The sequence below is a fragment of the Kluyvera ascorbata genome (assembly GCF_023195735.1).
Classification (GTDB): Bacteria; Pseudomonadota; Gammaproteobacteria; order Enterobacterales; family Enterobacteriaceae; genus Kluyvera; species Kluyvera ascorbata.
In genome coordinates this window covers 1,018,178-1,032,639 of the sequence record NZ_CP096201.1, presented here as the reverse complement: position 1 = coordinate 1,032,639, position 14,462 = coordinate 1,018,178, and the positions used below count along the sequence as shown (strand labels likewise).

The 14,462-nt window shown below is 54.1% G+C and carries 9 protein-coding genes; 3 read left to right on the top strand and 6 right to left on the bottom strand.

Translation table 11 applies throughout. The features are described from left to right. Positions 1-59: 59 nt before the first annotated feature. Positions 60-731, bottom strand: a complete 672-nt coding sequence (gene queE, locus MY052_RS04945) for a 7-carboxy-7-deazaguanine synthase QueE (RefSeq protein WP_035892896.1) — start codon at positions 729-731, stop codon at positions 60-62. A gap of 292 nt (positions 732-1,023) precedes the next feature. Here queE and MY052_RS04940 point away from each other — a divergent pair, with 292 nt between their 5' ends. Together MY052_RS04940 and MY052_RS04935 are read left to right on the top strand one after the other, a co-directional pair. Then, entirely contained in the window at positions 1,024-2,361 is a 1,338-nt protein-coding gene (locus MY052_RS04940; protein WP_123650595.1) for a gluconate:H+ symporter, read from the top strand. A 340-nt stretch (positions 2,362-2,701) separates the two neighbouring features. Continuing rightward, positions 2,702-3,811 (top strand): SDR family oxidoreductase, encoded by a 1,110-nt coding sequence (locus MY052_RS04935; RefSeq protein ID WP_202217276.1) that lies wholly within the window; start codon positions 2,702-2,704, stop codon positions 3,809-3,811. A gap of 50 nt (positions 3,812-3,861) precedes the next feature. Here the strand turns inward: MY052_RS04935 and eno are convergent, their stop codons facing one another. The 5 genes from eno to rlmD all read right to left on the bottom strand — a co-directional run bounded on the left by eno (position 3,862) and on the right by rlmD (position 11,537). Beyond that, positions 3,862-5,160, bottom strand: coding sequence for a phosphopyruvate hydratase (gene eno, locus MY052_RS04930; protein ID WP_035892853.1), 1,299 nt, complete (start codon positions 5,158-5,160; stop codon positions 3,862-3,864). A gap of 79 nt (positions 5,161-5,239) precedes the next feature. Then, entirely contained in the window at positions 5,240-6,874 is a 1,635-nt protein-coding gene (pyrG, locus tag MY052_RS04925; RefSeq protein ID WP_035892851.1) for a glutamine hydrolyzing CTP synthase, read from the bottom strand. A 223-nt stretch (positions 6,875-7,097) separates the two neighbouring features. Further along, a complete protein-coding gene (gene mazG / locus MY052_RS04920; RefSeq protein ID WP_035892850.1) occupies positions 7,098-7,889 on the bottom strand; it encodes a nucleoside triphosphate pyrophosphohydrolase in 792 nt (263 codons plus the stop codon). Between the two features lie 61 nt (positions 7,890-7,950). After that, the gene (gene relA, locus MY052_RS04915; RefSeq protein ID WP_035892849.1) at positions 7,951-10,188 is read right to left on the bottom strand and encodes a GTP diphosphokinase; all 2,238 of its coding nucleotides are present in this window, start codon (positions 10,186-10,188) and stop codon (positions 7,951-7,953) included. 50 nt (positions 10,189-10,238) lie between these two features. After that, positions 10,239-11,537, bottom strand: a complete 1,299-nt coding sequence (gene rlmD / locus MY052_RS04910; protein WP_248538307.1) for a 23S rRNA (uracil(1939)-C(5))-methyltransferase RlmD — start codon at positions 11,535-11,537, stop codon at positions 10,239-10,241. Positions 11,538-11,593: 56 nt separating this feature from the next. Here rlmD and barA point away from each other — a divergent pair, with 56 nt between their 5' ends. After that, on the top strand, positions 11,594-14,347 hold the full coding sequence (gene barA / locus MY052_RS04905; RefSeq protein WP_248538306.1) for a two-component sensor histidine kinase BarA: 2,754 nt from the start codon (positions 11,594-11,596) through the stop codon (positions 14,345-14,347). Positions 14,348-14,462: the final 115 nt, after the last annotated feature.

Genomic DNA, 14,462 nt, shown 5'->3' with positions numbered 1-14,462 from the left:
GCGACGCCGGGAATTCCCCGGAGTCGGCGCAATGCGCCTCGTCCGGGCCACGAATTGAATCAGGCAATATTCAGATACTTGTGCGTCTGCATCGACAGACGCCAGTTGCGCGCAATGCAGGTTTCAATACACAGGCGTGTGGCGTCATCTTTCTGGCTGATAGGCTGCAGCGCAATGATGCGAGGTTTGTCATCGCTCAGCGTTTCCAGCAATTCGTCCAGGGCTTCGATATCACGTACGCGTCCCACCGGATGCTTGATTTCATCAGCACGTTCCAGCGCCTGCGACAGAACGTCATAGCCTCCGCGCATATTCACTTTCGGCGACACCGTCACCCAAGTACCCGGCGTGCAGCGCACTTCATGCGTACCGCTGGTTTCAATCTGGCAGCTGTAGCCGTTTTGCTCTAGCAACGCGGTAAGAGGCGTTAAATCATGGATGCAGGGCTCACCGCCGGTGATCACCACATGACGCGCGGTCCAACCCTGGCGGCCAATAATCGCCAGCAGGTCTTCGCTGCTCGCCGCACCCCATTTATCGCTCTCTTTGGTTTTCGCCAGAATACTGAACAGAGAAACTTCCCGATCGCTAAGCTTTTCCCAGGTATGTTTGGTATCACACCAGGCGCAGCCTACCGGGCATCCCTGTAAACGAATAAAAATGGCGGGGACGCCGGTAAAATAACCTTCACCCTGCAGGGTCTGGAACATCTCATTAATCGGGTACTGCATCATCAACTCTTCAGTAGTGGTAAACCGTTATTATTGCATACTTCGCGCCAACTATCCCTCGCACTTCTTGCGCAACCGTCTCAGAGCAACTGGCTGGGGAACCTCAGCGCTGTTTTCTGTGATGAGTCAGCGTAAATTTATGAAATTAACAATTCTATTACATCAATATTTTGTCTCGCTTCACCGTTTAGCATGTTGCTACGTCAATCAAATTGGTATGACACATTCGTATGGGTAATATCCCGAGCTGGCTACATATCATACCAATTATAAATTTTGACAAGGAAAATGGATGAACGCGTTTGCTGAAGCCTTGCCGGTGATCTGGGTCGCCCTGGGCGTTGTACTACTGCTTATTCTCAATATGAAATTTAAGATCAATGGTATGCTGGCGCTGCTGCTGGCGGCTGTTTTTGTCGGGATCTGCGAGGGGCTGCCGCTGGAAGCGATCGGCAAGTCGATCGAGGCCGGTGTGGGGAGTACCCTGGGGCATCTGGCGCTGATCATTCTGTTCGGGGCAATCCTCGGCAAGCTGATGGTGGACTCCGGTGCCGCCCAGCGCGTCTCTTCGACGCTGCTCAATAGCTTTGGGCCGAAGAAAGTGCAGTGGGCCATTATGGTTATCGGGCTTATCTTCGGCCTGGCCATGTTCTATGAAGTCGCCTTCCTGATCCTGGCACCGCTGGTTATCAGTATTGCGCGTGAGGCAAAAATCCCGTTCCTGAAGCTCGGCATCACCATGGTAGCCGCAGCAACCACCGCACACAGCCTGTTTCCGCCGCAGCCGGGCCCAACGGCGCTAGTCGCCGCGTTCCACGCCGATATGGGGATGGTTTATATCTATGGGATTATCGTCGCCATCCCAACGGTGATTTGCTCCGGTATTCTGCTGCCAAAGCTGCTGGGCAACCTTGAACGCCCGATTCCACAGCTGCTGGAATCGCAAAAAGTATTCCGCGATGACGAAATGCCGTCGTTCGCCACTAGCCTGCTGGTTCCGCTGATCCCGGCGATTATCATCACCGGCGTTACCGTCATTAAACTGTTTATTCCGGCCTCCGCCAGCATCACCTCTTTCCTGAACTTTATCGGCAGCGCGCAGGTCAGCATGCTGATAGCCGTGCTGGTCGCGCTCTACGCTTTTGGCACCGCGCGCGGTAAATCGATGACCGAAGTGATGAGCTCCTACTCCACGGCTATCGAAAAAGTGGCGCTGGTTGTCTTTATCATCGGTGCAGGCGGTGCGTTCAAGCAAATCATCATGGACACCGGCGTGGGTGATTACATCGCTGATATGATGCGTACCTCTTCGGTCTCGCCGTTGATTATGGCGTGGTTTATCACCGTGCTGCTGCGTCTGGCAACCGGCGCGGGCACCGTCTCGGCCATTACCGCTGCGGGCATTGTAGGGCCAATGATTACCACTTTTAATGTTGATCCGGCGCTGATGGTGCTGGCGACCGCCTCGGGGAGCAACACGCTGACCCACGTCAACGATGCCGCCTTCTGGTTATTCAAAGAGTATTTTGGGCTATCGATTAAAGACACCTTTAAAACCTGGGGTCTTTTAGAATTAACTAACTCCGTTGTCGGTTTGTTAATTGTATTATTACTCGATTTGATTATCTAAAAGTCTTTAAGATCTCACTTAATAAATAATCCGTAGCCAAACCGACTACGGATTATTTTATACTGCTTTCAGGAAGCCATTTATGATGTAACAAAAAATGTTTTATTTTACACTTATGAAATAAGTTATTTTTTTACAAAAACCATTAAAAACAAATAGATATATTTAAATATTAAATTTATTGAATCTTTTTAAATATCAAAATGTCCAATCTAATTCGTGCTGACATATAAGCTTAAAATAAGCTTAAGACCACCCTTTATTTCCCCAATCTTTATTTAATCGCCGTTTACTTTTCCGATCCTAAAATCCGCAAACCAACCATGACGAGACAGTATTCATGAATACATTATTAATCACGGGCGTTACCGGTTTTCTGGGCGGGGCGGCACTGGAAGCAATCCTCAATAGCCATAGCGGCGTTAATTTACTGCTTTTAGTTCGCGCGAATAACGCCGAAGCCGCTGTCGCCAGGGTTAAGGAAAATTTACGTAAATTCAATATTGATGAGAAGAAGCTGGCGCAGATTACGTCACAGAATATCCTGCTTGGCGATCTCGCTTCACCGGAGGGTTTCCTCTCTGATGGGCGTCTGGATAGCGTGACCCACGTGCTGAACTGCGCCGCCGTGGCCTCTTTTGGCAGTAACCCGCTTATCTGGAAAGTGAACGTCGAAGGCACACTGCAATTTGCGCAGCGTATGGCACGGGTAGAAGGGTTACAGCGCTTCCTGCACGTCGGTACGGCGATGTCATGCTCGCCAGAGCCGGATTCTCTGGTTGCTGAAAGCGCTGAGTTCCGCGAGCGTGCAGAGCATCTGGTGGAGTACACGCACTCCAAATCCACCATCGAACAGCTGATGCAGAAACAGTGCCCGACGTTGCCGCTGGTGATTGCCCGCCCTTCGATCGTCGTGGGCCATACCCATCACGGCTGCCAGCCTTCCAGCAGTATTTTCTGGGTCTTCAGCATGGGGCTAATGCTGCAAAAATTCATGTGTTCTATGGAAGACCGTATTGATGTGATTCCGGTGGACTACTGTGCCAGCGCCCTGCTTATGCTGCTGACGGCGCCGGTCGCTCAGGGGGAAGTTGTGCATATTTCAGCGGGCGAAGAGAACAGCGTTCGCTTTGCCGATATCGACAAGGCGATGGCTTCCGCGCTTGAGCAAGCGCCGGTGGGCGATAAGTACGCTCAGGTCAGCTATGAAACGCTGGTTAAAATGCGTCGCGAGCTGAAAACCATTTTTGGCCCGTGCAACGAACGCCTGATGCTGAAGGCCATGCGCCTGTACGGTGCCTTCGCCACGCTGAACGTACGTTTTAGTAACGACAAGCTGCTGAGTATGGGGATGCCAAAACCGCCCCGCTTCACTGACTACATTGATCGCTGCGTGCAGACCACTCGCGGCCTGACCATCCCACAGCAAATGGCGGTCGATTTTAAGTAAAAAAAATGCCAGCCCGAGGGCTGGCATTTTTATATCAGAGAAAGTCGGGCTTATGCCTGACCTTTGATCTCTTTACGACCGTTGTACGGTGCTTGTTCACCCAGAGCTTCTTCGATACGAATCAGCTGGTTGTACTTAGCAACGCGGTCAGAACGGCTCATAGAACCAGTTTTGATCTGGCCAGCAGCGGTACCAACAGCCAGGTCAGCGATGGTAGCGTCTTCAGTTTCGCCAGAACGGTGAGAGATGACAGCGGTGTAGCCAGCGTCTTTCGCCATTTTGATCGCAGCCAGAGTTTCGGTCAGGGAACCGATCTGGTTGAATTTGATCAGGATGGAGTTAACGATGCCTTTTTCGATGCCTTCTTTCAGGATCTTGGTGTTGGTTACGAACAGATCGTCACCAACCAGCTGGATTTTGTCGCCCAGTACTTTGGTCTGGTATGCGAAACCAGCCCAGTCAGATTCGTCCAGGCCATCTTCGATGGAGACGATTGGGTACTGTTTGGTCAGTTCTTCCAGGAAGTGAGTGAATTCTTCGGAGGTGAATGCTTTGTTGCCTTCGCCAGCCAGAACGTATTTACCGTCTTTGTAGAATTCAGAAGCTGCACAGTCCATCGCCAGAGTGATGTCTTTGCCCAGCTCGTAGCCAGCTGCTTTAACCGCTTCAGCGATAACAGCCAGAGCTTCAGCGTTGGAACCCAGGTTAGGAGCGTAGCCGCCTTCGTCACCAACAGCAGTGTTCATACCTTTAGCTTTCAGAACTTTAGCCAGGTTGTGGAACACTTCGGAACCCATACGTACGGCTTCTTTCAGGGATTTCGCGCCAACTGGCTGAATCATGAATTCCTGAATGTCGACGTTGTTGTCAGCGTGCTCGCCGCCGTTGATGATGTTCATCATCGGAACTGGCATGGAGTATTTGCCTGGGGTGCCGTTCAGTTCAGCGATGTGAGCGTACAGTGGCAGACCTTTAGCAGCAGCTGCTGCTTTGGCGTTTGCCAGAGATACGGCCAGGATTGCGTTCGCGCCGAAGTTGGATTTGTTCTCAGTACCGTCCAGATCGATCATGATCTTGTCGATGCCAGCCTGATCTTTAGCATCTTTACCCAGCAGAGCCTGAGCGATTGGGCCGTTTACCGCACCAACAGCTTTCAGTACGCCTTTACCCATGAAGCGAGATTTGTCGCCATCACGCAGTTCCAGTGCTTCGCGGGAACCAGTAGAAGCACCTGATGGAGCTGCTGCCATACCGACGAAACCACCTTCCAGGTGTACTTCTGCTTCAACAGTCGGGTTACCACGGGAGTCGATGATTTCACGACCGATGATTTTAACGATTTTGGACATTAGGTTTTCCTCAGTACAAGTTAAACTAAAACTCCAGACAAACAACGCCCCTCGTGGGGCGTTGCCGTTCTAACTTTTCTTACTTCTGACGCTTCTGGTACTCGCTCGCGGCTTTCACGAAGCCAGCAAACAGCGGGTGCCCATCACGCGGCGTGGAAGTAAACTCCGGATGGAACTGACAAGCAACAAACCACGGGTGGTTCGGTACTTCGATGATCTCGACCAACTGATCATCCCCGGAACGGCCCGCAACGCGCAGACCTGCAGCTTCAATCGGTTTCAACAACATGTTGTTGACTTCATAGCGGTGACGGTGACGCTCAACGATAGTTGGCTCGCCGTACATCTGGCGGACCAGGCTGTCATCGCTAAGCTGGCACTGCTGTGCGCCAAGGCGCATTGTGCCGCCGAGATCGCTCTTTTCAGTACGAACTTCGACATTGCCATCTTCATCACGCCATTCGGTAATGAGCGCCACAACCGGGTACTTACAGTCTGGCACAAATTCCGTAGAGTTGGCGTTTTCCATGCCTGCAACGTTACGCGCGAATTCGATCAGCGCAACCTGCATACCCAGGCAGATGCCCAGATAAGGAATTTTGTTTTCACGCGCATAGCGTGCGGTAGCGATCTTCCCTTCAACACCACGGTAGCCGAAGCCGCCAGGGATCAGGATAGCATCCAAATCTTTCAGAATTTCGACGCCGCGCGTTTCCACATCCTGCGAATCAATCAGCTTGATGTTGACGGTTACGCGATTTTTCAGGCCACCGTGTTTCAGCGCTTCAATCACAGATTTATAGGCATCTGGCAGTTCAATGTACTTGCCGACCATACCAATCGTGACTTCGCCTGCCGGGTTCGCTTCTTCGAAGATAACCTGTTCCCATTCGGCCAGGTTTGCTTCCGGGCAGTTCAAGCTGAATCGTTTACAAATATAATCGTCCAGCCCCTGAGATTTCAACAGGCCTGGAATTTTATAAATGGAATCGACATCTTTCATTGAAATAACGGCTTTTTCTGGCACGTTACAGAACAATGCAATTTTTGCACGTTCGTTGGCCGGAACCGCGCGATCGGAGCGACAGATCAGGATATCTGGCTGAATACCGATGGACAGCAGCTCTTTCACGGAGTGCTGAGTCGGTTTGGTTTTGACTTCGCCCGCCGCTGCCATATATGGCACCAGGGTCAAGTGCATGAACAGCGCGTTTTCACGACCGATATCCACGGCCAGCTGGCGAATCGCTTCCAGGAATGGCAGAGATTCGATATCACCGACGGTACCGCCGATTTCAACCAGCACCACATCGTGACCTTCGCCACCGGCGAGGACGCGCTCTTTGATAGCGTTAGTGATGTGTGGGATAACCTGCACGGTTGCGCCCAGATAGTCACCGCGACGCTCTTTGCGCAGGACATCTGAGTAGATACGGCCGGTAGTGAAGTTGTTGCGGCGAGTCATTTTGGTACGAATGAAGCGCTCATAGTGACCCAGGTCCAGGTCGGTTTCAGCGCCGTCTTCGGTAACGAACACTTCCCCGTGTTGGATCGGGCTCATGGTGCCAGGATCGACGTTAATATACGGATCCAGTTTCATCATGGTCACGTTGAGGCCACGGGCTTCAAGAATGGCTGCCAGGGATGCTGCGGCAATGCCTTTACCCAGAGAGGATACGACCCCGCCGGTCACAAAAATATAGTTCGTTGTCATGCTGGACCTGAGAAGTTAGGGTGAAACGATGGAATAACCAAGACGGGAAAGTAGTATACCCGAACATGGCGAGCGCCACAAACTTTCATTCTCGCTCCTCAATCGCCGCAGAAACAAACATGGGGAGTGAGAAAATAGCCCCTTTGGAGTAAAAGTTTTTGACGCAAATCAAGCGCTTGTCATTTAAGATTTCGCACTTTTCGCCCTTTCCCACAAAATTTCTTTAGAGATCAGATTCCTGCCGTTTTACCTGCTGCCAAACTTCTTCCATCACATCCAGATCCACACCGGTCATTTCCAGGCCACGTGCGGCGACAATCCGCTCAACTTCGCGGAAACGGCGCTCAAATTTTTCGTTCGCCTTCTGCAATGCAGTCTCTGCTTTTACCCCTAAATGGCGAGACAGGTTAACGGTGGCAAACAGCAGGTCGCCCACCTCTTCTTCCAGTTTAGCTTCGTCGACCACCGCCTGCCTGGCTTCGTCCATGACTTCGTCGATCTCTTCATAGACTTTGTCCAGCACCGGGCCAAGCGTGGTCCAGTCAAAGCCAACCGCCGAGCAACGTTTCTGAATTTTATGCGCCCGCATCAACGCAGGAAAAGCGCGCGGGATATCGTCTAACGCCGAGTGCTGCGCTTTCTCTGCCCGTTCAGCGGTTTTGATTTTCTCCCAGCGGGTCAGCACTTCCTGGCTGTTTTCCGCGCTGGCATCACCGAAGATGTGTGGGTGACGACGCTCCAGCTTGTCGCTGATAGCGGCGCAAATATCGTTAAAATCAAAGCGTCCCTCTTCCTGGGCCATCTGGGCGTAAAACACCACCTGGAACAGCAGGTCACCCAGCTCGCCGCGCAGGTCGTCAAAGTCTTCGCGCGCAATCGCGTCGAGCACTTCGTACGTCTCTTCCAGCGTGTAGGGCGCAATAGTGCTAAACGTCTGCTCTTTATCCCACGGACAGCCATTTTCAGGGTCGCGCAGGCGCTGCATGATGCCGAGCAGTCGGTCGATTTGAGTCATGGTGATTCCTTGCAAAAGAGAGTGTTACCCTCCCCCATCGGGAGAGGGTAACAAAAGAACATTACCCGCCGTGCAGTCGACGAGCGTCAATCACATCCGGCACCTGGTTCAGCTTGCCAAGCACGCGGCCCAGCACCTGCAGGTTGTAGATTTCGATGGTCATGTCGATAGTTGCCATCTGCTGCTTGGTGTCGCTACGGCTGGCCACGCCCAGCACGTTCACCTTCTCGTTGGCGAGGATGGTGGTGATATCGCGCAGCAGGCCGCTACGATCGTTGGCCTGAACGCGCACCACCAGCGAGTAACCCGCCGAGTAGCTTTCGCCCCAGACGGCGTCAACGATGCGCTCTGGCGCATGCGACTGCAGCTCCGCCAGCTGTTCACAGTCCGCCCGGTGCACGGAAATCCCGCGCCCTTGGGTGATAAAGCCGACAATCTCATCACCAGGAATAGGCTGGCAGCAGCGCGCAATGTGATGCATCAGATTACCGACGCCTTCTACCACCACGCGGCCGTTGTCTTTGCTGCGGTTCTGCGGCGTATACGTCTTCTGCTGAAGCTGTTTCAGCGCGGCAGCATCCTGTTCGGCGGCGCTTGGCTTATTGAACTGCGCCTGCAGGAAGTTCACCATCTGGTTGAGGCGAATATCGCCGCCGCCAATGGCCGCCAGCAGCTCTTCCACGTCGTTAAAGTTATAGCGCGGCAGCAGGTGCTTCTCGGCTTCCTTGAGGCTGATGCCCAGATGTTCCAGCTCGTCATCGAGGATCTGACGGCCAGCCAGCACGTTTTTGTCTTTGTCCTGCTTACGGAACCAGGCGTGGATTTTCGAACGTCCACGGCTGGTCGTCACGTAACCAAGGTTCGGGTTCAGCCAGTCGCGGCTCGGGTTCGGCTGCTTCTGGGTGATAATTTCAATCTGGTCGCCCATCTGCAGCTGATAGGTGAACGGCACAATGCGCCCACCAATCTTCGCGCCGATGCAGCGGTGACCGACGTCGCTGTGAATGTGGTAGGCGAAGTCCAGCGGCGTTGAGCCCGCCGGGAGGTCCACCACGTCGCCTTTTGGCGTAAACACGTAGACGCGGTCATCGAAGACCTGGCTGCGCACTTCGTCGAGCATCTCGCCAGAGTCGGCCATCTCTTCCTGCCACGCAATCAGCTTACGCAGCCAGGCGATACGGTCTTCGTGGCCGGAACGTGGGCCGCTCGCCGCGCCAGCACCTTCTTTGTATTTCCAGTGTGCGGCAACGCCCAGCTCGGCGTCTTCGTGCATTTGCTTGGTACGAATCTGGATTTCAACCGTTTTGCCGCCCGGCCCTAATACCACTGTATGGATGGACTGGTAGCCGTTTGGTTTCGGGTTTGCGACGTAGTCGTCGAACTCATCTGGCAGGTGACGATAGTGAGTGTGCACTATCCCCAGCGCGGCGTAGCAGTCCTGCAAACGCTCCGCGACGATACGTACGGCGCGCACGTCAAACAACTCGTCAAAGGCGAGGTGTTTTTTCTGCATTTTGCGCCAGATGCTGTAGATGTGTTTCGGTCGACCATACACTTCGGCCTTCACGCCTTCGGTCTTCATTTCGCTGCGCAGATGGCCAACAAAATCAGAGATATAGTGTTCGCGGTCAATACGACGCTCGTGCAGCAGCTTTGCGATGCGCTTGTATTCAGCCGGGTGCAGATAGCGGAAGCAGTAATCTTCCAGCTCCCATTTGAGCTGACCGATACCTAAGCGGTTGGCGAGCGGTGCGTAGATGTTGGTACATTCTTTGGCTGCCAGCACGCGTTCGTCTTCCGGCGCGTCCTTCACTTCGCGCAGGTGAGCAATACGTTCGGCAAGCTTGATGACCACGCAGCGGAAGTCATCCACCATCGCCAGCAGCATGCGGCGGACGTTATCGACCTGCTCGGATGAGACCGCGTCGGTATGGGTGGCTTTCAGTTGGCGAATAGCCGCCATATCGCGCACGCCGTGAATCAGGGTCACGACCGATTGACCGGCGCTTTCGCTCAGCACTTCTTCGCTGACAACGTTAGCGTCTACTAACGGGAACAGCAGCGCGGCTCTCAGCGTGTCGTTATCCATGCTCAGCGTGGAGAGGATTTCAACCATCTCCACGCCACGCCATAGCATCAGCTCGGCGTCATCATGTCCCACGGTTTGGCGGCGACAATAATCCCAGGTCTCGGCTAAGCGTTCACACGACTGCTGGCTGGAAATTCCCAGACTTGCGATCCATTTCTGTGGGTCAAATTCACCAGCTTTATTGAGATGTGCACTTCTTACCGCAACCATTGTCCTCTCCTTTCAGGGACCGGCCTGTCGAAGTCGACAAGCCACCGTTATTACCTACGCTCAAACAGCACCATAGATTCCTGGTGCCCAGTGTGCGGGAACATATCAAGCATTGCCATACGCTGAATTTGGTACCCCGCGTTCAGCAACGCCTCGCTATCGCGCGCCAGCGTCGCCGGATTACAGGACACATACACCACCCGCGTCGGCGCTAATTTTATAACATGCTGCATCACGCCCGGTGCGCCAGCACGGGCAGGATCGAGTAAAACTTTGTCAAAACCGTGTTTCGCCCATGCCTGAAGTGTTACATCATCTTCCAGATTCTCGTGGAAGAAGGTGACATTCTCCAGCTGGTTTAGCGCGGCGTTTTCCCGCCCTTTCGCCACCAGCGCCGGGACGCCTTCAACGCCAACAACGCTTTGCGCACGTACAGCCAGCGGCAGGGTGAAGTTCCCCATTCCGCAAAACAGATCCAGCACCCGGTCGGTTGACTGTACATCAAGCCATGACAACGCCGTTGCAACCATCTGCTGATTCACGCCGTCGTTCACCTGAATAAAATCGCGCGGGCTGAAGGTTAAGCGTAGCCCGTCTGACGAATACCAGGGCTCCTCACCGGTAACGCGTTCAAGTATCTCGCTTTCTGGTGCCAGATAAAGCGCTACGCCGGAAGAATGCGAAAAGCGTTCCAGTTTTTCTTTGTCGTCATCCGAGAGCGCCGCCGTGTGACGCAGCACCATCAGTGGACCGTTGTCGGCACTAACAAGTTCAACGTGCCCGAGCTGGCGTTTCCCCTTCAGGCTCTCCAGACATTCCCGCACGGCAGGCAGCAACGCCTCAAGATTGGGCACCAAAACGGGGCATTGCACCACTTCGACAATATCGTTCGAATTCGCTTTGCGAAAACCCATCTGTAATTTTTGGGTTTTGGGCTGATAATTCACGCTCAGCCGCGCCCGACGGCGGTATCCCCAGGCTTCCCCCGAGATAACCTCGTCCACATCGTGCTTCATTAACCGATGAAGCGCCTCACGTTTGCTGCGCTGTTGTAGTGCAACGGACGCATGCTGTTGCTGGCAGCCGCCGCAGACGCCAAAATGCGGGCAACGCGGCGTTTCGCGCTCGGCACTGGTGGTCAGACGGCGTTTTACCTGCCCGCGCGCATACTGTTTTTTATCTTCCGTCAGGGTCACTTTCGCGCTTTCATCTGGCAATAACCCATTGATAAATAATGCTTTACCGTTGTGGCGCGCGACACCTTGCCCAAAGGGATCAAGACTGCTGACTGTCACGGTTATGATCTGGCGCGTCGTCACGCGCCGTTTTGCAGAGTAGAATTGCGCCATCGTAGAGATTTTTCTCAATCAAAAATATTGCTCTGATTCTCCCACAACGGACCTCCATGACCAACTACAGCCTGCGTGCAAGAATGATGATTTTGATCCTGGCACCAACCGTACTCATCGGTTTACTGCTCAGTATTTTCTTCGTCGTACACCGCTATCATGACCTGCAGCGTCAGCTGGAAGACGCCGGTGCCAGCATTATTGAACCGCTCGCCGTCTCCAGTGAATATGGTATGAATTTGCAAAATCGCGAATCCATCGGTCAATTAATTAGCGTGCTGCACCGCCGCCATTCCGATATTGTGCGCGCCATTTCCGTTTATGATGAACACAATAAGCTGTTCGTCACCTCCAACTATCAGTTGGACCCAAGCGAGCTACAGCTCCCGCGCGGCACCGCGTTTCCCCGAAGGCTAAGCGTAACCCGGCACGGCGATATTATGATTTTGCGCACGCCGATTATCTCCGAGCATTATTCGCCGGATGAATCGCCGCAGTCGGATGCCAAGACGCCCATTAACATGCTGGGCTACGTGGCGCTGGAACTGGATCTCAAATCCGTTCGGCTCCAGCAGTACAAAGAGATTTTCATCTCCAGCGTGATGATGCTGTTCTGTATCGGCATTGCGCTCATTTTCGGCTGGCGGCTGATGCAGGACGTCACGGGGCCGATTCGCAACATGGTGAATACGGTTGACCGCATCCGACGAGGGCAGCTCGATAGCCGCGTTGAAGGCTTTATGCTCGGTGAGCTGGATATGCTGAAAAACGGCATCAACTCGATGGCGATGTCGCTCGCCGCCTATCACGAGGAGATGCAGCACAACGTCGACCAGGCTACGTCGGATTTACGCGAAACGCTTGAGCAGATGGAGATCCAGAACGTTGAACTGGATCTGGCGAAAAAGCGCGCGCAGGAAGCCGCGCGCATCAAGTCTGAGTTCCTCGCCAACATGTCGCACGAGCTGCGTACGCCGCTTAACGGGGTGATTGGCTTTACTCGTCTGACGCTCAAAACCGAACTCAACCCCACCCAGCGCGACCACCTCAATACCATTGAACGTTCGGCCAATAACCTGCTGGCCATCATCAATGACGTGCTCGACTTCTCGAAGCTGGAAGCCGGTAAACTCCTGCTGGAAAGCATTCCTTTCCCGCTGCGTAATTCGCTGGATGAAGTGGTCACCCTGCTGGCACATTCGGCCCACGATAAAGGGCTGGAGCTGACGCTTAATATTAAAAACGACGTGCCGGATAACGTTATCGGCGACCCGCTACGTCTGCAGCAGGTGATCACCAACCTGGTGGGTAACGCCATCAAGTTCACCGAAAACGGTAACATTGACGTGCTGGTCGAGCAGCGCGCGGTCAGCAATAACAAGGTGCAAATTGAAGTGCAGATCCGCGATACCGGAATTGGTATTCCGGAGCGCGATCAGTCTCGTCTGTTCCAGGCCTTCCGTCAGGCGGATGCCAGTATCTCCCGTCGACACGGGGGGACAGGTCTGGGGCTGGTTATCACGCAAAAACTGGTGCGCGAGATGGGCGGAGACATTTCCTTCCACAGCCAGCCAAATCGGGGGTCCACTTTCTGGTTTAACATCAACCTCGATCTGAACCCGAATGTGATTACCGATGGCCCGGACACCAGCAGTCTGAAGGGCAAGCGCATTGCCTACGTGGAGGCCAACGCCTCTGCGGCGCAGGCCACGCTGGATATGCTCGCCTCTACGCCGCTGGAGGTGGTCTACGCCGTCAGCATCGCCGCGTTGCCCGCAGAATTCTACGATATTTTGCTGGTTGCCGTACCGGTTTCCGTTCGCGATCTGAGCATTCACCGCGAAAAGCTAAGCATGGCGCTGGACATGACCGATCACCTGGTGCTGGCGCTACCGTGCCACGCGCAGGTAGACGCGGAAGCGCTGAAGAAAGACGGCGCATCAGCCTGCCTGTTGAAGCCGCTGACCATTACTCGACTGATGCCGGTGCTGCTGGAGTTTAGCCTCAGCACCTCTTCTCAGATTGCCGTCCCGCATACCGAACATCGCCTGCCGATGACGGTCATGGCGGTGGACGATAACCCGGCAAACCTGAAGCTGATCGGCGCGCTGCTTGACGATCAGGTGCAACACGTTGAGCTGTGCGAAAGCGGCCACCAGGCCGTTGAGTGCGCCAAACAGATGAAGTTCGACCTGATTCTGATGGATATCCAGATGCCGGATATCGATGGCATTCGCGCCTGTGAGCTGATTCGCCAGTTGCCGCATCAGCAGCAAACGCCGGTGATTGCCGTCACCGCCCACGCCCTTGCCGGGCAGCGTGAGAAGCTGATGACCGCGGGTATGAACGACTATCTGGCGAAGCCAATTGAAGAGAACCGGTTGCATGATTTACTGCTGCGCTACAAGCCAGGCGTCAACGTGGTGCCTCGCCCGGTGAACGCCGAACCGGTTGAGCCACCGGTCGATTTGAATGCCACGTTAGATTGGCAACTGGCGCTACGTCAGGCGGCCTATAAACCTGACCTGGCGCGGGAAATGCTACAGATGCTGGTCGCCTTCCTGCCAGAGGTGCGCAATAAAGTGGAAGAGCAACTGGTCGGCGAGGAGCCAGAGAATCTGGTCGATGCGATCCATAAACTGCACGGTAGCTGCGGCTATAGCGGCGTTCCGCGTCTCAAGCATCTCTGTCATCTGATTGAAAGCCAGCTGCGCGGCGGCACGCCGCCTGAAGAGCTGGAGCCGGAGCTGCTGGAACTGCTGGATGAGATGGACAATGTGACCCGCGAAACCCGGAAAATGTTGGGGTAAGAGCCATTCCCGGCGGCGCCTCGCTTGGCCGGGCTACCAATCAGATGTAACCATGTAGGCCTGATAAGCAAAGCGCCATCAGGCATTCGCGCACATTGCCGGATGGCGGCATAAA

Excerpts from the sequence above, each read along its gene's own strand:
- MY052_RS04935 (WP_202217276.1), top strand. The coding sequence starts at position 2,702 with ATGAATACATTATTAATCACGGGCGTTACCGGTTTTCTGGGCGGGGCG.
- barA (WP_248538306.1), top strand. The coding sequence starts at position 11,594 with ATGACCAACTACAGCCTGCGTGCAAGAATGATGATTTTGATCCTGGCA.
- pyrG (WP_035892851.1), bottom strand. The coding sequence starts at position 6,874 with ATGACAACGAACTATATTTTTGTGACCGGCGGGGTCGTATCCTCTCTG.
- eno (WP_035892853.1), bottom strand. The coding sequence starts at position 5,160 with ATGTCCAAAATCGTTAAAATCATCGGTCGTGAAATCATCGACTCCCGT.
- queE (WP_035892896.1), bottom strand. The coding sequence starts at position 731 with ATGCAGTACCCGATTAATGAGATGTTCCAGACCCTGCAGGGTGAAGGT.
- rlmD (WP_248538307.1), bottom strand. The coding sequence starts at position 11,537 with ATGGCGCAATTCTACTCTGCAAAACGGCGCGTGACGACGCGCCAGATC.
- relA (WP_035892849.1), bottom strand. The coding sequence starts at position 10,188 with ATGGTTGCGGTAAGAAGTGCACATCTCAATAAAGCTGGTGAATTTGAC.
- mazG (WP_035892850.1), bottom strand. The coding sequence starts at position 7,889 with ATGACTCAAATCGACCGACTGCTCGGCATCATGCAGCGCCTGCGCGAC.
- MY052_RS04940 (WP_123650595.1), top strand. The coding sequence starts at position 1,024 with ATGAACGCGTTTGCTGAAGCCTTGCCGGTGATCTGGGTCGCCCTGGGC.